Below are 17,133 nucleotides of genomic sequence, written 5' to 3' on the forward strand. Positions count from 1 at the left end.
GGGTGTAGGAATTGCCTTCAAAAACAAGCGATGTAAAAGGGATGAAAACGTATCAGACATTTCATCTGGCCAAGGACAGGAATGTTTTTATTGCCGTTGGGAAAACGTCTCCGTGGAATACCGAAAACCCTGAAAAGGTTCCAGATGTTTCTTATGGGCAGACGATTACAGAGATTGTGGCGTTGAAGCGAGCTGACCAAGTAAGGTTTGTAACGCCAGATGATACAAATGGAACGATCGAACAGCAAGGTCATAAGTGGCGTATCATTGATGAGGACGAAGCGCGGGTAGCAGATTGCAGATGGGTATATGTACAAGCTTGGCTAAGATACGATGAGTTTCCCATTTGCACGTACCGACAAACTGGTGTATATGCGGGTACGACATTGGCAGATGGATTACCAATTAATAAACAGGTAGTCAAACCGGATGAAGTAAAGGATATGGGTTTCCTGTTAGCTGTGACAAATCAGTCGCCTCTGCAAAGGGAAGTCACCCATCGCGAAAGCATTGAGTATATCTTGGAGCTGTAAGGAGGGTAACGATGGCAAAGGAAGTATACAATCGATTTGATCCATCGAAGAGATGGAAGTCTGTTGATTTTGTCGGCGGTCGCCGGGTTCAAACTGCTGAGCTAAACGAAATGCAGGCGATGTCACTCTATCGGGATAAGCAAATAGGGGACGTAATTTTCGGATCAGGTCACATCTTAGAGGGCGGGCAGTTATTGATTAATAAGGAGAAAACGCTCGTCATCGTATCAGTAGCACGGGTATATCTAGGGGGAATCATCCACGATGTACTGGAAACAACACTGACGATAAGGGGAACGGGAGAGGAAAGTATCGGGTTGCGGGTCAATCCACAAACAATCACATACGAAGACGACCCAACCCTGTATGATCCAGCGGTTGGGTTTTCTAATTTTGGCATGCCTGGCGCCCAACGAACAGTATTGAATGCCATATGGGTCGTTGATGATCCTGAAGCGACTCATATGTATCGGCTGGTAAACGGCGAGTTGATAACATCCAAGCTCCCACCCGAATTAGAAGGTTTCACGCCCATTCTCGCAAGACGTTCGTATGATACTAATGGTTCATTTCTTGTCTCAGGCATGGATGGTTATATCGAGCCGAGGGATGCTGCAAACGTAACACTCGTAATCGACGCTGGCAGAGCCTATGTTCTTGGGTACCAAATTGATAAGTTGGTTCCCTTACGGATTTCCATACCCAAGGCATTAGATAGCCGTGTAGTGGTTAACGAAACGAAGACATATCTGTCTAATGTATTCTTCTACCCGCTAAATTCAAAGCCTGTGAAAGCTTTACAGACAGTAACAGCGACAGTTGAGAAGACAGAGACAATTACCCGTGGAAATGTAGCAGGAACCTCAGACCTTTTACCAAAGACGCCTGTTGTCGATATTGTTTCAATTCAGGCTGGTGGCACAACTTATATCAAAGGTACAGACTTCCAACTCTCAGGAGATGCGGTAGATTGGTCATTGGCGGGCGCAGAACCTGCCGGGGGTGTGTCGTATACAGTCACGTACCGCTATACAAAACTAATGGTAATTGGCACAGACCTGATATTGGAAAACAACGGAGTAAGGTGGCTAAGTGGTGATAAACCAGTGCCGAATTCAACTTTCCAGACGACCTATGAGTTTTATCTAGGACGGAAAGATGTCTATTATCTCACTTATCAAGGTGAAGTTCATATCATCCACGGTCAATCAGACATGAATCCTTACCCGCCGTCATCTCCACCGGATGTATTGGAATTGGGAGAATTGTATCTCCCACCGAACAGTGATGCTGTGGTCGTAACCAATCGCAAGCCAAAACGTTTGACGATGCTCGAGCTGCGTTCTCTCCTGGATCGTTTGGAACGAGCAGAGTACAACCAAGCAGTGGCAGACCTCGACCGGCAGGCGCAAAACTCTGATCCGTCACTAGTGAAAAAAGGCGTTTTCACAGACAACTTCACCAATTTTGAACGCTCCGACGTTACCCATCCTGACTTTAATGCAATGATTAACCCTCGTGAGAAGACGGTGCAATTGCCAGTTGAGAATAGTTTTATTGAAATGCAAGTGAATCAAGCTGCTTCTACTGTTCGGTTTCATGAGCGTTTGATTACGTTGCCTTACACCGAAGAGGTGCTGATCGATCAGCCTTTTGCAACCGAGACCATGAATGTGAATCCATACCAAGTATTCGGGAATCTGGCCACAATTCGTTTGACCCCTTCTCATGATACCTGGGTGGAGACGTCTACAGTTACACAATCGGTTTGGGGATGGTGGTCGGATTGGAGGTCAACGGGGACAACCCGGACGGAAACAAAGGTCATATTGGATGAACAAGTTCCATTCATACGGCAACGGGAGGTAACAGTAGTCGGTGAAGGTTTTGAACCGAACAGCGATAATATCAAAGCTACATTTGACGGACTGCCCGTTGATCTTACGCCTTTGAACGGATCGTCTTCAGGTACACAACCAAACACAATCAAGGCAAACGCCCAAGGACGCTTTACCTGCAAGTTTACAATTCCAGCTGGTGTCCGCACAGGAACCCGCGAGGTCTATTTCTGGAATGAGGTGTAATGATGGCCACGAAACAAAATGAAGCGAAAGCCTCCTATACAGCGATTGGTCGGAAGCAGGTGGTGGAGCAGACGTTCTGGCAGATTCCATCATGGAGGCTAACTGACCCACTTGCCCAAACTTTTATGCTCACGGAAGAACGGTTTGTCACTTCAGTTGAGCTTTACTTCGGAACAAAAGACCCGGTAGCGGACTTAACGGTACAGCTCCGTACAGTAGCAAACGGCTATCCGTCCATGACAATCTTATCTTCTGTGGCAATCAACCAGTCCCAAGTGAATATTTCAAACGACGGCAGCAAAGCAACAAGGGTAAAGTTCCCGGAACCCGTGCTGATCCAAGCCAACACTGAGTATGCAATCGTACTTCTAACTCCTTCAAGCCAGTATAGAGCGTATGTAGCCCGAATGAGTGAGAAGGACCTGATGTCTAAGAAAGTCGTTTCACGCCAGCCTTACGACGTTGGTGTCCTGTTTTCGAGCTCCAACGGGTCGGCATGGACAGCACACCAGGACTCCGATTTGAAGTTTAAGCTTTACGGAGCCAAATTTACGAGTGACGCAAAACTCCAATTCAATCCTGTTTCTGCCAATCAAGTCACTCAACTTGTCCTTTCTGCAAGCCAACTTATACCACGAAATGCTGCATTGTTATGGCAGTATTCCATAGATGAGCGAAATTGGTATGCACTAGATGATCTAGATGTGACCTGGTTAACGCAGCCGACAAACAAAGTACATGTCCGGGCTCTATTTAAGACAACCGGGTCGTCACCAGTGGTCCAGTCAAGTGTGAGTCTTATTCCGATGGCGTATAAAAAGAATGGTATCTATTTGAGTCGTGAAATTTCAGTAACAGCGCCATTTACGAAAGTCACTGTTTATGTAGAGCTGAGCACACCAAGTGGTACATCACAAACTGTTGAATATTCCATCGATGGTGGTAAATCGTGGGCAACTATGGGATCAGCAACCGAACAAACACCAATCGATGAAGAGTTTACCCGATTGAAGTTCGAGCGGACGGTAGCTACTTCTACAAAACTACGTATAAGGATTAAACAAAGTACAACCGTAGCAACATTGACGCCGAAGTCGCGGGCTCTAATGGTGCATACCTCATAAGGACGGTGATTCAGATGTCAGTAACAAATGCACGTATATCGACGGATCCGAATCTCCCAGATAGCTTGTCATCGGGAGCTGCTAAAATTAATAGGAGCTTTGATGCGATAGATTCTGCTTTTGATAGCATTAATACAGGGTTGAACAAACATCGTTGCGCAGATACATTAGACCACCCAGACGGCTCTGTAACAAAAGAGAAGCTGTCGCCTGAGGTAATTGCACTTATAGAAGGATCGGCCGACATAGTAAAAATCGCTGATGTCCAAATGTCAGGTCAAACGACTATTGCGAACATCCCACAAACGTACCGTCATCTGAAGGCTTATATCGTTGCGCGAAGTGTGGCCAACGAAGTTGATTCGTATTTTACTATCCAATTTAATGGCGTTACATCCCGTGATTATTGGGCGTATAATGCGTCGAACGCTCAAAATTCGTTTGCCTTTGCGAGAATCCCGGCTGCCAGCGCAGATGCTGGATTTTACTCGACAGGAGAATTACTCGTATTTGATTACGCAAATACAAACATAACAAAGAGTGTCCAAGTGTCTCAGATTTCGAAACGTCAAAAGGCTGTAGCCGGAAGCTCATCCTTTACTGGAGGAACTTTCGATAAGAATGATGCTGTAACGGCCATTACGTTTTCTACAAGTGGTGGATTTACTGCGGATTCGCGAGTTGTACTATATGGTATTAAATAGGAGGGAGTCTGCATGAAAAAGGTCACATTCGACTGCGATACTGGTGAAACAGTAGAATTAGACATGACAAAAGAAGAGATTGCCGAGCTGGACCAAAATGCCAACACGCCACCAACTCTTACTCAAGAAGAACTACTATTGCTGGCTCTAACAGATACACAATTGAGGCTTGCTGAACAACAAGCACTGACCGATCAGTTGGCACTTGCCATATCCCAAATTCAAATAGGGGGTGCTCCAGAATGAGTTTCAATCACTATATATGGAAATACCTTTTTGACCGGAAGCTTCGGCATGCTTCGGATATAGAAGCGGCCTATCAAAAAGGCATCCTCACACGAGAGGAACGGAACGCAATTTTAATGGTTACGGAAGGTAGCAAAGAAGCATAATCGGTCAAACGTTACGACAGAAAGATGATGGTATAGCAGAAAAGTGGAATAGGGAAGAAGGCACCCAGCGTTTGGGTGCTATTTTTATTGCCCCGAGGGGGTGAGGAGGAAAACGAGCAGATGAAGTTTCTTAGCCTAGAAAATGTAGCAACCCCAGCAAACGCTTGGGCGACAACAGCAGGTGCCGTCATGGCGCCCGCCTTTCACTATCTATACGGTACGAACCGCCAAGACATCCTGATTGTGCTCTTTTTCATGATTGTCCTGGATTGGATCACAGGCATTTCCGCAGCGAAAAAAGACCAGTCCTACTCGTCTGAATATGGTTTGTCCCGAATCCCGAGGTCGCTTTTTCTTTTAGCATTGCCGGCTGTTGCTAACATGTTGGATCGGGTTATGGGCACGCCCGGATTTCTGTTTTATGGAGTCACATTCGGTCTACTCTATCACACATGGAACAGCCTTACAGCAAATGCTCACCGAGCTGGTTGGCCTGTACCGAAATCGATTGTTAACTTAGTCGGATCAGAGATAAAAGCCAAGGCTGAGAGAGCCGCAAGAAAGGAGCAAAAATAAAAATGAATATGACAATACCAGGCGCAGTCGTGAAGGACGTTCGTGCCTCTTTACCACGCCACAAAACACTAAAGTATGGCCGCCGCAAGCTGACTGACATCAGATCGGCAGCCCTCCACCATTCCGCAACGTTGAGCGGATCGCCGGAGGCATTCGCACGTTATCACGTCGGCACAAACGGTTGGCCAGGCATTGCCTATCATTTCGTTGTGCAGAAAGACGGCACGATTTACTGGTGTAACGATCCAGAGGTAATCTCCTACCACGTAGGCAACAGCAATCGTCATGCGTTGGGAATTTGCCTTGTCGGGGACTTCCGGAAACAGAAACCGACGCCTTCCCAAATTGAAGCCGCAAATCGCTTGATCCAGCATCTACAGGTACAGATTCCAACCATGAAGCAAGTGCTTGGTCACTATGAGTACCCCGGTTATGCGTGGAAGAACTGCCCTGCATTCCTGATGGGCACGTTCCGTACAAATTACTCACAGTTCTTACAAAAGACGCTGGGTAAAGTGGACAAACCAAAGCAAGTCCCGGTTGCAATCAGCCTGAATGATTCTCTGTTATCAGTGACTGGGTTCTTGCAGGAAGGTATTTCGATGCTTCCAGTCCGAGCAGTAGCAAATGCTGCAGGTGGAAAAGTAGAGTGGATCGCGGCTACCCAAGATGTGCGTGTAAACGGCAAAGATTTAAACGAGAAGATAGTAGAGGGATCTGCATATGCTCCTGCTCGTGAGATGGCTGCCGCGCTTTGTCTGCAAGCTGAGTGGGATGGAAAAACCCAAACCGTGAAATTGAGAGGTTGTGTTACATAATGAAAGACTGGCTGAAAAACAACAAAAAAAGCATGCTGTTTATTCTGACTGGATTCCTTGGCATTATAGGAGCTGCCATTGGATTAAGTGAAGACCTGCAACTCCAAATCGTTAGTATCTTTGATCAACTATTGTCATCCCCTCGCCCTTAATAGGGTAGGGGGCTTTTTTACTTTTTGGATTGTAAGGCATGAGTATCCGAAATTACATATACTTACAGAAGTTTACACTATAGGAATATTAAGTGGGAAAAACGGGTTGTTTGGTAAAATGGATAGAGTGGTTCGGGACGTGTCAGTGTGAAAATGGCATGTCTATTTTTTTTGTTTGAAATACGAACGTATGATCTTGTTGGTGAGGAGGCATTTTGTGATCAAACTTACAGACGTAGCTAATCAGAAGTTGCTGGATGCATTTCTAGCTCAAGCAGACAATCAACAACTATACCAACGAGTGCATGCTTCACTAGGCGATACGCAGAGGAGCGATGAATTAAATAGTAGATTTCAGGAATTCTACGCTGAAGTCCAATTTACTAAGTTTATTTCCTCACTCATCCGTTTTACAGCTATCGAGTTGGCTGTACGTAATCAAAAGATAGGCAACGCATGTCAGCCTACAGACGAAATTGAAAGGGTGGTAGATAGCCTTGTTAGCGACACTGAAAAAAGTGAGCAGGAGGACAAGTCTGAGTGGGTAGATGTATTAGCTGACAAACGAATTTTGGATGCTGTTCAAAGTCTCACAGAAAAGGAACAGGAGATACTTAAACTTCTATATTTGAGGAATCTCAAAGAGGTAGAGGTTGCGAGGCTGTCAGGCGTAAGCCAACAAGCGGTTTCTAAAGCAAAGAAACGAGCGTTACTGAAGCTCAGAAAACAGCTAGAGGGAGGCGGAATAAATGACCCTGTTAACACTGGTAAAGCGAGCACAAAATAATGATGAGAGTGCAATGGTAGAGATCATAGAAAGATTTGAGCCAAAGATTCGGAAGTCGTTGAAATTCACTGATATATGTGTACGTGAAGACATACATCAAGAGATAATATTTCGAATGATAAAAGCTGTTAAATCATATAATCTTCCGAAAAAAAGTAACTGATTTATTGGTAATCCTGGACCCCTTAGGATTTATAAAAATAAGAAAATTTGGCTATGCGAAGGAGAGGCCAAAAGTCCTTTCAAATTTTATACAAATTTTGGTATAATACAAAGGATGTATACTTTATAAAAACTATAAGGAGCATCCCATGATAAAAAAAATTGCGATAGGATTAATTACTTTAATTATTTTATTCTTGGCTGGATATGCATATAGTGCTCAGCTTGAAAAGGAGAGGATAGAGTTAAGGGTAAAATCTCTAGCAGGACATAATTTGTTTCTCCTCGTAACTACTTACCAGGAAATTGAAAGTAAGTTTAGCAATGAAACATTTAACAGGGAAAGTGTAAGTTATATTGAAGATAAACTTGTAGAAGTAAAGGCATATTCGATAGTTGCTGATAGTATGGTGGGTAACGATTATCTACAAACAATCACAAGCAGATTCCAAGATATCTTTGCCCATCTTGAAAAGAGCCACACAAAAATGGAGCTTAGTAAAGAGCAAATTCAAGAGTTAGTTGAAATAAAGAGCATGATGAAAGAATTAATTGATGTCATTTATCAAACTTACTATGATAAAAGTAACGATGAAGGCGGATCGGCTGAATTAAATATTAAAGACTTCAGTAAGGTTGAAGCACTTCAAAAGAAAATAACTGAGTATTATAATCAAATTAACAAAAAATCGTGAATGTAATACTTATGTTTGCCTACCCCAGTTTTTGAAAATACAATACCTTCATTAAAAATGTACATCCCAATTCGCAATTATGTGATATGGGATGTTTTTTTATTCTAATATTTTGTTCTACTAGGGTTGTATTTTTGATCAGTATTTTCACTTTCTATATTGAAAGGAAATTCTGGCCAGAATACCTTACCAAATTTAAAGGTGGAATCACAATGGATTTAAAAGGTAAAAAGATTCTTCTTGACCCAGGACATGGCGGCGCTCATCCAGGTAAGACACATAAAGATCGACAAGAAAAAGATGTTACTCTGAAGATTAGTAAAGTTCTTGAAAACCTTCTTGAAGAAGAAGGCGCAACAGTTTATATGACGCGTACTCGTGATAAGGATTTTGGTGGTGAGAGTCGGGACGAAGATGTCAATGAGCGAGTAAAATACATCAATAAGAAATACGCCGGTAAGGGTATTGATGTATTGCTTAGTATTCATGTAAATACTGATCGGTTGGTCAGTCGAGTTGGTGTGCTTTATCCCGAGAAAGGAAAAGCATCTAAGATTTTGGCTCAAAATCTTGCAAGAAAGTATGGAACCTTTATGGCTAACACAGGGTATGGGGAAGCTGACCTTGCAATATTGAGAGATACAAAGGTTGCTGGAGCAAAAGCACTAATCGAAACCGGAAAGATCAACCAATCCTGGTATGATGACGATGAGGAAGTTGAGCGTGCAGCATTCGCGATTGTGGCTGGATTTTATGACTACTTCCGAGAAATTGAATAATAATCAAAAAAAGTGAAGTTGCCCTTCGGGTTACTTCACTTTTTTTTATATTCATAACAGGTGTATTAGGTAATGAGCAATGTTCTCCGTTCTAAGTGTTGAATCAATAGCCCTCCTTGGGAGAAGAAATCTGGGGAAGGGCTTTAATTTTTTTTATGAGATGATACAATTTTCATAAATGTGTAATTTTGGTTTATGTAATTCTAGCCATTCATGTTCTAATTTCAGAGAAGACCTACATATAGCATTGGGGGGAACAAATTGACAAATTGGCATAGACTAAATCCTGGAGACGTAATAAATAATGAGGTGTTATGTGAAATATTTAAATGCGCTCCACAAGGTGGAATGAGAAGAGCACTACGAACGAACTCATTAATTATCGTCTCAAATCACATTGAATCCCTCTATGACGATCGATGGATAGATGACGTGCTGCACTATACGGGAATGGGTAGGCGAGGCGATCAAAGCCTAACACATACGCAGAACAAAACCCTAAATGAGTCTAATACTAACGGGGTCGAAGTATACCTTTGTGAAGTGTTTAAAGATAAAGAGTACACCTTTCGCGGACGAGTTCAGCTAGTAGGTGATCCTTATCAGGAAAACCAACCAGATGACGAAGGAAATATGCGCAAAGTATGGGTATTTCCTGTGACTTTGGTTGGTCCAGAGAAAATATTTCAACCCTCTGAGGATACTATCAGACATGCCAATGAAATTCATGAAAAAAAAGCTCGTCGTATGTCTTTTAATGATCTCAAGAAAAGAGCGAAAAATGCGAGAAAGACATCTTCAAAAAGAAGTGGTACTGTAACTACATACGATCGAGATCCATATGTTGCTGAATTTGCAAGAAGACGAGCCGAAGGCATCTGTCAACTATGTGAAAAGCCTGCACCCTTTAATAATAAACATGGAGAACCTTATCTTGAAACACATCATGTTGAATGGCTAGCAAGAGGCGGGGAAGATAGCACAGGTAATACAGTTGCCCTTTGTCCCAATTGTCATAAGAAGATGCATATCCTAGATCTAGCCAATGATGTAGAAAAGCTTAAGAGAAAGGCTTTGGAGGAAATCAGTTATGAAACACATTGAAGTCGTAGGGGCTGTTATAGTGGATGAAAGCAAACAAATTTTATGCGCGCTACGGTCTCAAAATATGAATCTAGCTGGTTTCTGGGAGTTTCCAGGGGGAAAGATTGAGCAAGGTGAAGATCCAAAAAAGGCGTTGTATCGAGAAATCAAAGAAGAGTTATCATGTGAAATAAAAGTAGGTGAAATGATCGAAGAGACGGTTTTTGAGTATGATACCGTTACTGTCCACCTAAGAACTTTTTTATCGACAATATTTAATGGGGACCCAATAGCCCTTGAACATGAAAAGATTGCGTGGGTTTCTGTGTTAGATCTAGATCAATTAAACTGGGCACCAGCGGATATTCCAACTGTAAATAAATTGAAACAGCTACTGCTCCACTAAAAAAAGTGGGGCTTTTCTTTTTTTAATTACCAGTTTAAAATAGGAACAAACGTTCGCGAAAGGATGATTAAGATGGAGACAATCAACGCAGTGATTGATGGTCAACTCCAAGCTGTTCCCGTTTTAACCAACAGTCATCTCGTCATAATGAGCAAGATCCGAACAGGGGCAAGACCAGGATACGCTCCTGACATACTTCGGGACCTGATCGAGGCAGGATTGGTGGAGGAGACTTCAAATGACCTTATTGTATGAACATCACTACGAGGAAGTCATGACCTCATTTCCACTGGTTGATTCATATGCCTTGGCTGAAATGAATGTCATTATTTACGACTCAGTTCGAAAAGACTTTGCGATCAACGTCAGCTGGCTTGAGGACTGCATCCGTCGAGAATGGGGAGTGGTCAAGGATATCGACCGTATTGAGCACAAGATCAAGCTTGTTCGGGACGATGGTGTATGGTGGGTGCCCATTGAAAAAATGCTGCAGGTAGAGCGGGTGTAGTTGACCATGATACAACCAGATCAATGGCGAGATATACTTCATGAAACAATCTTGTATGGCATGCTTTTTAAGGCGATCGCGCTTGATGCTAAAAGTCTTAATCAGGATCAGCTCAAAATGTCATACCGCCCCATGCGCGATACCGTATCGATGTGGGCTGAGCGAAAACACCACGAATATCGGAGCCAGTTTGGGAGGATGGGTGGGAAAATTCATATCCAAAGGACAACTGATGGTTTTCTATACTCTGTAGTTGTGACTGTCCGTGGCCAACAAGAAGAATGCCTCTATAACGTGTCGCATTTAAAAGCTGAATGTCAAGTTCGCCTTAACAATTATCTATACGACGCCAAGCAGCAGGCAAATGGGCGTGCATAGTATCTACCGAAGGATTACAGCAGCGAACCTCCCCGCCTATTCGAAAAGAAGGGTGGGTTTTTGTTATTTTGTATATTTGTGTATAATTGTTTCATTTGTTAGAAAATAGGGAATTAAATATGCTGAAAGAACTATTTTTGAAAGGGGACTGTACTTTTGGCACGAAGAAGGAAAAAGGGAGATGACCCGATTAGCCAGTTGGTCGGACTGCTTTCTTTATTTGCATTTGGTGGGGCATATTACTATACAAATTCATTTATCATCGGTGGAATTGCTTTTGCTGCTGTAATGGGTGCTGCTCTTTGGATTTCTATTGCTCAGAGCGCAAAGAGAGAAGAGCGATTAAGGAAATCAGGAATACGCGAAATAGACAAAATGGATGGCCTACAATTCGAACAATACCTTGGACTGCTTTTTCGTTCGCAGGGGTATAAAGCAGAAGTAACACGTGCTTCAGGAGATTTCGGAGCTGATTTGATATTGCAAAAGAATGGCACTAAAACAGTTGTCCAAGCTAAGCGCTACTCTAAAAACGTTGGGATCGAAGCAATTCAGCAAGTCGTTGGGGCAATGAAACATTATGGTGCATCGGGTTCGTGGGTAGTAACTAATAGAGACTTCACAGATGCTGCTTATAAGCTGGCTGCCTCTAACGGGGTAAAATTGATCAATCGCGAAGCACTCATTGAAATGATTCTCCTGATGAATCCTACAGCAAAACCAGACCCTAAAAAGGTGATCGCACAATTCCAATCGAAAACACAAATCTGCGACAAATGCGGTAACCAGATGGTCATGCGAAAAGGGGCAAAAGGTGAATTCTATGGCTGTAAAGGGTATCCGAAATGCAGAAACATTAAAGTAGCTCGGTAAAATCTAATACGTCTGGATATTAGGGGGACTTATTTTGAAACTTATAAAGATATTGGGCTGGATTTTTTTACCTTACATAATGGTATTTGTTGATTGGAAACGACTAGGGAAAGTTGGTAAGCGTGTAGGAGTAGCATGGGCCATATTAGCATTAATCATTGGGATAGCTGGTAGAGATACCAATAATAAACCAAGTCCAAGTAATACGACTGAATCGGCCAATGTAACATCTGCAGCAGTAAATTCACCGAAAACAGAGGCCGTTAGTTCCTCTCACACTGCAACCACAGATCAGCAGGGAGTTTCGGCTTCGGCTACCGATGTAAATACTACTCAGAATGCACAACGGATTCAAGCAAAGGTCCTGGAAGTGGTGGATGGAGATACTATCAAAGTAAAAATAAACGACAAAGAAGAGACTGTACGTTTTCTTCTAGTCGATACTCCTGAAACGAAGCACCCTAAATACGGGGTACAACCATTTGGTAAAGAAGCGAGCGACTTCACGAAGCAACTCCTTACTGAAAAGACTGTGGAGCTTGAACAGGATGTAAATAATGGTCCTGACAAATATGGACGACTTCTCTACTACATTTATGTAGATGGTAAATCGGTTCAAGAGCAATTGCTGGAAAAGGGGTTGGCACGCGTCGCGTATGTGTACGTACCAAACGTGAAATATGTTGAACAGTACCGTAAAATTCAAGAAAAAGCCCAAAAAGCCGGAGTTGGAATATGGTCAATTGAGAACTACGCCCAAGAGGATGGGTACCATTCGGATGTTGTAAAAAAGAACGAACCGGAGCCCAGTAAAAACACCGTGGCTACCCAAACTTCACCGAAGCAGCAGCCTAATCCCCAACCAACTCCTCAGCCAGTACAGGAAGTGTATTATGCTAACTGCAGTGAGGCAAAAGCAGCAGGCGCAGCTCCTCTTTACAGAGGTGAGCCTGGGTACAGAGAGAAGTTAGATCGTGACAAAGACGGAGTTGCTTGTGAAAAGTAAGATTTAAGCCTTCTCATTTGAGAGGTATTCTATGGCGTATCAAAATCAATTGTCACTGGCGAGAATCGCGATTAGGTTTACATTCAGCCTCAAAATGCGGAAATGGACAAAGAGCGGCATGCTGCGATCACCAGTATTTGTTGATTTCATTCTACTGCTTAGAGCTGGTTTACCAAGTAGTCATTCGGCTATGATTGTACTAAGAGGTGAGCGTATGTGCGGACGTTTTACGCTGGTGACAAACTTGGAGCTGTGGAATGCAAGGTTTCAAATTGAGGTTATACCTTTTGATATGCAGCCACGATACAATATCGCACCGGGTCAATTAATCCCTGCTATTATTTCCGATCAAGGTAAGCGGCGGATCGGTCAGCTAAAATGGGGATTGGTTCCATTCTGGTCCAAAGACGAAAAAGTTGGATACAAGATGATCAATGCGAAATCGGAGACATTACGGGAGAAACCCGCATTTAAAAATCTTTTTGCCCGAAAGCGCTGCATCATCCCGGCGGATGGCTTTTACGAATGGAAGAAGGTCGGTAAGGAAAAGCGGCCGATGCGTATCATGATGAAGACAGGCGAACCGTTTGCATTCGCTGGCTTATACGATACCTGGACAAGTCCAGAAGGAGATAAGCTGCACTCCTGTACGATTATCACGACCAAGCCTAATGAAGTTGTGGCTGATATTCATGACCGGATGCCTGTTATCTTGAATGAACAGGACGAAGCAATCTGGCTTGATCGTGAAAAGTTCGATGCTGATTTGTTACAATCGTTGCTAGTACCATATGATCACGAAGAGATGAAAGCCTACCCTGTTCCAGCAATGGTTGGCAGTCCGAAAAACGACATACCAGAATGTATCGAAGAGATTGCTAATCTATAAAAAAGAGGCACCTTCCTGGTTTAAAGGAGGTGCCTCGACATGTTATTTGGTATATTCCATCACTTCAAAGGATAGAATCTTGAAGAATGCTACATAATCTTTTGAAGTAGTAAATGATTAGTTCTTAATATACATATTGAACATGAATGTCATTTCATTGAGCATCTTCCAGGTTATTGTTGTAGTAGATGTAGTCTGCTATCCTAGAGACTTTAATAATCTAAAATTAATTCTTGGACAGCAATTGGATCATCTCTTTATTCCTCATCTTAACTGCTTTTTCTAATGGAGTTAAGCGAATCAATGTACTCTCACCATTTATATCTTCTGTATCAACAGTAGTGAGGTTTGGGTCCGCTCCGTGTGCTAACAGTAGTTTAGCAACCTCTGTACGTCCCAAACTTACTGCCTGATAAAGTGGTGAATTAAATTTGTCATAATTCAAGTCAGGCTGTGCTCCAGAATTTATTAATTCTTTTATTATTTCTAATTCACCGGTTGCAATCATGAGCATCGTTAATCCACCATCTCTCTCTATCGCATTAGGATCAGCTCCGTGTTTAAGGAGAAGTCGGACTCCTTCCATATGTTCGTTATATACTGCATAGGCCAGAGGAATTGTAAGATTCTGATCTGGATCATAATAAGACACATTTGGGTCCATACCTGCTTTAAGAAACAACTTCATTAAGTAAATATCTTTATTTCTTGCTGCTTGTACAAAGTCTTTTGAATCAAATTTAGCAGATAACTTCCCAATCTCTTGTCTAGCTTGTATAGGACTCATTGAATCGACTGGATCGGATGGAGCCTGTGCAGGGATTGAGTTTTGTTCTGGTTTCGGTGAAGTGTCAATTTGTTCAGAGATAGGATTAGATGTAGGATTCTGATTTGTTGAGACAGTCTGACTCACATTAATAGCAGATGTTGATTTAGTTTGTTTGGGAAGAGAAGTAACTTCTTTTTCTGCTGCAGACTTTGGTTTGTTTGTACTGGACTTTGAAAATATATCAGAACCTGTAATGGTCTGAAATACTACTATCCATATGAACAAGCAAACCAAGAGAATTGTTCCCAAAAATAAGCTTCGTTTGAGTTTCATAGACATTTTAAGACTTCCCTCCTAAAGAGCATGACAGGAAGATTGTACCATATATTTTTCTTAAATTGTTTACGCATTCGAGCAACATAAACATTATATAGGCACAGTGAATATTGTTTACTGGAACTCGTGTTGATTTTACTAAGCCGGTTTTTCGTTTAGTACCATTCTAGTTCAGAAAGGTAAAAAGATTTACTGGCAAAAATAAAGCGGCCCTTTAAATTTCAGAAGGGGCCGCTTTATTCTATTCCTTCATTAATACAGCCAAATACTTCGATAGGTCATTTAAGGGAGTCGGAGGTGGAATCTTTCGGTCATGTTCCCATTCGTATAGAGTACGTTCACTTATTCCTAAAAGCGCAGCAAACTCTCTCTTTGTGTACCCATAGTAGAAGCGCGCTTTAATAATACGCTCCCCTAAAGTTGATTCCGGCAGTTTCTCAAAACAACCGAGAAAAGCAACTGATACACAAAGCACTTTGGAAAGTCGTCTTAGGCTAGGAGGCGATACTTTCAATTTATTAGCTTCTGCTAATCCGATTGTTCTTGTACACAATCCTGTGGCAGCGGCAAGATCAACCAAGTACATCTGTTTTGCTGTACGTGCTGCTCTAAGACGGCCACCAGGACTATCATCTATCATGTCTATAAATGGGGAAAAGGGTGTTTCCTTTTTAAATAATATTCCAAGGGTATTATCTTCAACCTTGCCCTTGTGGATTCTTCGGTACTCGAGAGAAGCAAACCTGCTCATGCTCTCCCCAACAAATCTACAAATACCGCTCAAAGCTCTCAGGTCCCTTGCTAGACCGCATCGATCTGCACATCGAGGTGCCGAGAGTACCAGTTCAACTTCTTCACAACAGAAAAGCAGAGGAATCCTCAAAAGACATACAGCAACGAGTAGAGCAAGCGAGGGCTGTCCAATGCGAAAGATACCACTATCGTCCAGGATGTCCTTTTAACAGTGTGATGAATGGAGAAGAGTTGCGCCAATTTGCTCAACTGGATAAGGAAGGACAGGAGATGCTGCAGCTTGCCTTCGAGACATTAGATTTGAGTGCAAGAGCATACGATAGAATTGTAAAAGTGGCGAGGACAATTGCAGATTTAGATGGGGCCGGCCGTGTAGATGCTGCACATGTAGCAGAAGCAATTCGCTACAGAGCCTTGGACCGAGGGCTACTTTTTTAAACTTATGAGATTACAAAATGCTAGATAGAATGGAAAAATCAATTCTTTCAGCAGTGAATCAACTACCTTGCCATAATAAGCAATCCATAGGAAAACAAGATCCATACGATCAGCAATGACCCAAAAACTGCATTTCGCCTATAATCCTTATTGTTGACAATTTTCTTCATAATAAATGTAAAGTTAACAAAGAACAAAATAGCTAGAATAGGATTAAGGTACAATGCAGATAAAGCAATGAATACCATATTGTTCACCTCATCCAAATTACACCATATCTTTCTGGATGATTATCAATATGCGCAGTTTGAATCAGTATGCTGATCATGCTCCTCCTTTGTTCCCCGACTTTTGTTGCTCCGATGCACAGTTTGCTTTTCTGCATGGTCACGTCTGCATAGATGACATCGCTTGTCCAAATGTCAAATAGTCAAATGTTCGAGAAAAATCGGTTAGTCTGCATGTGCCTAATAAATGAACACAGCACATACAGACTAACCACTCCACTACCAATTAAGTAACAGTAAGCACTTTTTAAACATAACCCCTATACAATCGTAACAACATAAAACACAAACTCCCCGCAATCCCCACTATCCCAAGGCCGACAATACTTCAAAGAAATCGACGTCATTCCCCGTCGCAAAGCCTGAAAGGACATCACCTGATGCCCCTCTTGCCCAATACGAGCTGGCGATGGTGGAGGAACAAAATGATTCGCATACAACGATAAAAAGCGAGCATCCACCGGATTAGACAAGTCCCACTGGTAGCCGGTTGAGGGATTTGCCACTAGCGTAATCGTGAACAAGTGGCCTTCCTGCACTTGTAATGTATTCGTTGAGGTCTTGACCACTGGTCTTCCTCCCTTTGAATGAAGTCGATCCC

At 42.5% G+C, this 17,133-nt stretch carries 25 protein-coding genes; 22 read left to right on the forward strand and 3 right to left on the reverse strand.

Annotated features, from left to right (window positions below):
- Positions 1-11 precede the first annotated feature (11 nt).
- From POF51_RS08010 to POF51_RS08110, 21 genes are all read left to right on the forward strand, one after another.
- Positions 12-533, forward strand: a complete 522-nt coding sequence (locus tag POF51_RS08010; RefSeq protein ID WP_155801099.1) for a hypothetical protein — start codon at positions 12-14, stop codon at positions 531-533.
- 11 nt (positions 534-544) lie between these two features.
- Positions 545-2,617: a DUF4815 domain-containing protein gene (locus POF51_RS08015; RefSeq protein ID WP_271754883.1), complete on the forward strand. Its 2,073-nt coding sequence runs from the start codon at positions 545-547 to the stop codon at positions 2,615-2,617.
- 2 nt (positions 2,618-2,619) lie between these two features.
- Positions 2,620-3,741 carry a hypothetical protein gene (locus tag POF51_RS08020; protein WP_271754884.1) on the forward strand — a complete coding sequence of 374 codons (1,122 nt, stop codon included), beginning with the start codon at positions 2,620-2,622 and terminating at the stop codon, positions 3,739-3,741.
- A 14-nt stretch (positions 3,742-3,755) separates the two neighbouring features.
- A complete protein-coding gene (locus POF51_RS08025) occupies positions 3,756-4,445 on the forward strand; it encodes a hypothetical protein (protein ID WP_271754886.1) in 690 nt (229 codons plus the stop codon).
- 12 nt (positions 4,446-4,457) lie between these two features.
- Positions 4,458-4,691, forward strand: a complete 234-nt coding sequence (locus POF51_RS08030; RefSeq protein WP_271754887.1) for a hypothetical protein — start codon at positions 4,458-4,460, stop codon at positions 4,689-4,691.
- Positions 4,688-4,837, forward strand: coding sequence for a hypothetical protein (locus tag POF51_RS08035; RefSeq protein WP_271754890.1), 150 nt, complete (start codon positions 4,688-4,690; stop codon positions 4,835-4,837). The genes POF51_RS08030 and POF51_RS08035 overlap by 4 nt, the downstream gene beginning before the upstream one ends.
- A gap of 120 nt (positions 4,838-4,957) precedes the next feature.
- Complete coding sequence (locus tag POF51_RS08040) at positions 4,958-5,413, forward strand: phage holin family protein (protein ID WP_271754892.1); 456 nt, start codon at positions 4,958-4,960, stop codon at positions 5,411-5,413.
- Positions 5,414-5,415: 2 nt separating this feature from the next.
- Complete coding sequence (locus POF51_RS08045) at positions 5,416-6,231, forward strand: N-acetylmuramoyl-L-alanine amidase (protein ID WP_271754894.1); 816 nt, start codon at positions 5,416-5,418, stop codon at positions 6,229-6,231.
- Complete coding sequence (locus POF51_RS08050) at positions 6,231-6,383, forward strand: hypothetical protein (RefSeq protein WP_271754896.1); 153 nt, start codon at positions 6,231-6,233, stop codon at positions 6,381-6,383. The genes POF51_RS08045 and POF51_RS08050 overlap by 1 nt, the downstream gene beginning before the upstream one ends.
- A gap of 217 nt (positions 6,384-6,600) precedes the next feature.
- A complete protein-coding gene (locus POF51_RS08055) occupies positions 6,601-7,170 on the forward strand; it encodes a sigma-70 family RNA polymerase sigma factor (RefSeq protein WP_271754898.1) in 570 nt (189 codons plus the stop codon).
- 13 nt (positions 7,171-7,183) lie between these two features.
- A complete protein-coding gene (locus POF51_RS08060) occupies positions 7,184-7,333 on the forward strand; it encodes a helix-turn-helix domain-containing protein (RefSeq protein ID WP_271755090.1) in 150 nt (49 codons plus the stop codon).
- Positions 7,334-7,481: 148 nt separating this feature from the next.
- Complete coding sequence (locus POF51_RS08065; RefSeq protein WP_271754900.1) at positions 7,482-8,027, forward strand: hypothetical protein; 546 nt, start codon at positions 7,482-7,484, stop codon at positions 8,025-8,027.
- A gap of 212 nt (positions 8,028-8,239) precedes the next feature.
- On the forward strand, positions 8,240-8,806 hold the full coding sequence (locus tag POF51_RS08070) for an N-acetylmuramoyl-L-alanine amidase family protein (RefSeq protein ID WP_271754902.1): 567 nt from the start codon (positions 8,240-8,242) through the stop codon (positions 8,804-8,806).
- A gap of 261 nt (positions 8,807-9,067) precedes the next feature.
- Complete coding sequence (locus tag POF51_RS08075; RefSeq protein WP_271754904.1) at positions 9,068-9,910, forward strand: HNH endonuclease; 843 nt, start codon at positions 9,068-9,070, stop codon at positions 9,908-9,910.
- Positions 9,897-10,295 carry a (deoxy)nucleoside triphosphate pyrophosphohydrolase gene (locus tag POF51_RS08080; protein WP_271754907.1) on the forward strand — a complete coding sequence of 133 codons (399 nt, stop codon included), beginning with the start codon at positions 9,897-9,899 and terminating at the stop codon, positions 10,293-10,295. The genes POF51_RS08075 and POF51_RS08080 overlap by 14 nt, the downstream gene beginning before the upstream one ends.
- A 72-nt stretch (positions 10,296-10,367) precedes the next feature.
- Positions 10,368-10,550: a hypothetical protein gene (locus POF51_RS08085; protein WP_271754909.1), complete on the forward strand. Its 183-nt coding sequence runs from the start codon at positions 10,368-10,370 to the stop codon at positions 10,548-10,550.
- Positions 10,534-10,803, forward strand: coding sequence for a hypothetical protein (locus tag POF51_RS08090; RefSeq protein WP_271754911.1), 270 nt, complete (start codon positions 10,534-10,536; stop codon positions 10,801-10,803). Before POF51_RS08085 ends, POF51_RS08090 begins: the two co-directional genes overlap by 17 nt.
- A gap of 6 nt (positions 10,804-10,809) precedes the next feature.
- Positions 10,810-11,181, forward strand: a complete 372-nt coding sequence (locus POF51_RS08095) for a hypothetical protein (RefSeq protein ID WP_271754913.1) — start codon at positions 10,810-10,812, stop codon at positions 11,179-11,181.
- A gap of 156 nt (positions 11,182-11,337) precedes the next feature.
- Positions 11,338-12,054 (forward strand): restriction endonuclease, encoded by a 717-nt coding sequence (locus POF51_RS08100; RefSeq protein ID WP_271754915.1) that lies wholly within the window; start codon positions 11,338-11,340, stop codon positions 12,052-12,054.
- A gap of 34 nt (positions 12,055-12,088) precedes the next feature.
- The gene (locus tag POF51_RS08105) at positions 12,089-13,060 is read left to right on the forward strand and encodes a thermonuclease family protein (protein ID WP_271754917.1); all 972 of its coding nucleotides are present in this window, start codon (positions 12,089-12,091) and stop codon (positions 13,058-13,060) included.
- A gap of 214 nt (positions 13,061-13,274) precedes the next feature.
- Complete coding sequence (locus tag POF51_RS08110; protein WP_271755092.1) at positions 13,275-13,949, forward strand: SOS response-associated peptidase; 675 nt, start codon at positions 13,275-13,277, stop codon at positions 13,947-13,949.
- A 226-nt stretch (positions 13,950-14,175) separates the two neighbouring features.
- Here POF51_RS08110 and POF51_RS08115 read toward each other — a convergent pair whose 3' ends face one another.
- Both POF51_RS08115 and POF51_RS08120 read right to left on the reverse strand, forming a co-directional pair.
- Complete coding sequence (locus POF51_RS08115; RefSeq protein WP_271754919.1) at positions 14,176-15,057, reverse strand: ankyrin repeat domain-containing protein; 882 nt, start codon at positions 15,055-15,057, stop codon at positions 14,176-14,178.
- A gap of 238 nt (positions 15,058-15,295) precedes the next feature.
- Positions 15,296-15,805 (reverse strand): helix-turn-helix domain-containing protein, encoded by a 510-nt coding sequence (locus POF51_RS08120; RefSeq protein WP_271754921.1) that lies wholly within the window; start codon positions 15,803-15,805, stop codon positions 15,296-15,298.
- Here POF51_RS08120 and POF51_RS08125 point away from each other — a divergent pair.
- A complete protein-coding gene (locus tag POF51_RS08125) occupies positions 15,733-16,245 on the forward strand; it encodes an ATP-binding protein (protein ID WP_271755094.1) in 513 nt (170 codons plus the stop codon). The genes POF51_RS08120 and POF51_RS08125 overlap by 73 nt on opposite strands.
- Positions 16,246-16,792: 547 nt before the next feature.
- On the opposite strand, the gene POF51_RS08130 is transcribed toward POF51_RS08125, so the two are convergent.
- Positions 16,793-17,101: a protease inhibitor I42 family protein gene (locus POF51_RS08130; protein WP_069849295.1), complete on the reverse strand. Its 309-nt coding sequence runs from the start codon at positions 17,099-17,101 to the stop codon at positions 16,793-16,795.
- Between the last annotated feature and the right edge of the window lie 32 nt (positions 17,102-17,133).

Origin of the sequence: Brevibacillus sp. AG, from assembly GCF_028369215.1 — a bacterium.
GTDB classification, from domain to species: domain Bacteria; phylum Bacillota; class Bacilli; order Brevibacillales; family Brevibacillaceae; genus Brevibacillus; species Brevibacillus porteri.

Bases quoted from the DNA above. Each gene is read 5' to 3' on its own strand.
- POF51_RS08015 (WP_271754883.1), top strand. From the start codon at position 545: ATGGCAAAGGAAGTATACAATCGATTTGATCCATCGAAGAGATGGAAG.
- POF51_RS08020 (WP_271754884.1), top strand. From the start codon at position 2,620: ATGGCCACGAAACAAAATGAAGCGAAAGCCTCCTATACAGCGATTGGT.
- POF51_RS08025 (WP_271754886.1), top strand. From the start codon at position 3,756: ATGTCAGTAACAAATGCACGTATATCGACGGATCCGAATCTCCCAGAT.
- POF51_RS08030 (WP_271754887.1), top strand. From the start codon at position 4,458: ATGAAAAAGGTCACATTCGACTGCGATACTGGTGAAACAGTAGAATTA.
- POF51_RS08035 (WP_271754890.1), top strand. From the start codon at position 4,688: ATGAGTTTCAATCACTATATATGGAAATACCTTTTTGACCGGAAGCTT.
- POF51_RS08040 (WP_271754892.1), top strand. From the start codon at position 4,958: ATGAAGTTTCTTAGCCTAGAAAATGTAGCAACCCCAGCAAACGCTTGG.
- POF51_RS08045 (WP_271754894.1), top strand. From the start codon at position 5,416: ATGAATATGACAATACCAGGCGCAGTCGTGAAGGACGTTCGTGCCTCT.
- POF51_RS08050 (WP_271754896.1), top strand. From the start codon at position 6,231: ATGAAAGACTGGCTGAAAAACAACAAAAAAAGCATGCTGTTTATTCTG.
- POF51_RS08060 (WP_271755090.1), top strand. From the start codon at position 7,184: ATGGTAGAGATCATAGAAAGATTTGAGCCAAAGATTCGGAAGTCGTTG.
- POF51_RS08065 (WP_271754900.1), top strand. From the start codon at position 7,482: ATGATAAAAAAAATTGCGATAGGATTAATTACTTTAATTATTTTATTC.
- POF51_RS08070 (WP_271754902.1), top strand. From the start codon at position 8,240: ATGGATTTAAAAGGTAAAAAGATTCTTCTTGACCCAGGACATGGCGGC.
- POF51_RS08080 (WP_271754907.1), top strand. From the start codon at position 9,897: ATGAAACACATTGAAGTCGTAGGGGCTGTTATAGTGGATGAAAGCAAA.
- POF51_RS08085 (WP_271754909.1), top strand. From the start codon at position 10,368: ATGGAGACAATCAACGCAGTGATTGATGGTCAACTCCAAGCTGTTCCC.
- POF51_RS08090 (WP_271754911.1), top strand. From the start codon at position 10,534: ATGACCTTATTGTATGAACATCACTACGAGGAAGTCATGACCTCATTT.
- POF51_RS08095 (WP_271754913.1), top strand. From the start codon at position 10,810: ATGATACAACCAGATCAATGGCGAGATATACTTCATGAAACAATCTTG.
- POF51_RS08110 (WP_271755092.1), top strand. From the start codon at position 13,275: ATGTGCGGACGTTTTACGCTGGTGACAAACTTGGAGCTGTGGAATGCA.
- POF51_RS08115 (WP_271754919.1), bottom strand. From the start codon at position 15,057: ATGTCTATGAAACTCAAACGAAGCTTATTTTTGGGAACAATTCTCTTG.
- POF51_RS08120 (WP_271754921.1), bottom strand. From the start codon at position 15,805: ATGAGCAGGTTTGCTTCTCTCGAGTACCGAAGAATCCACAAGGGCAAG.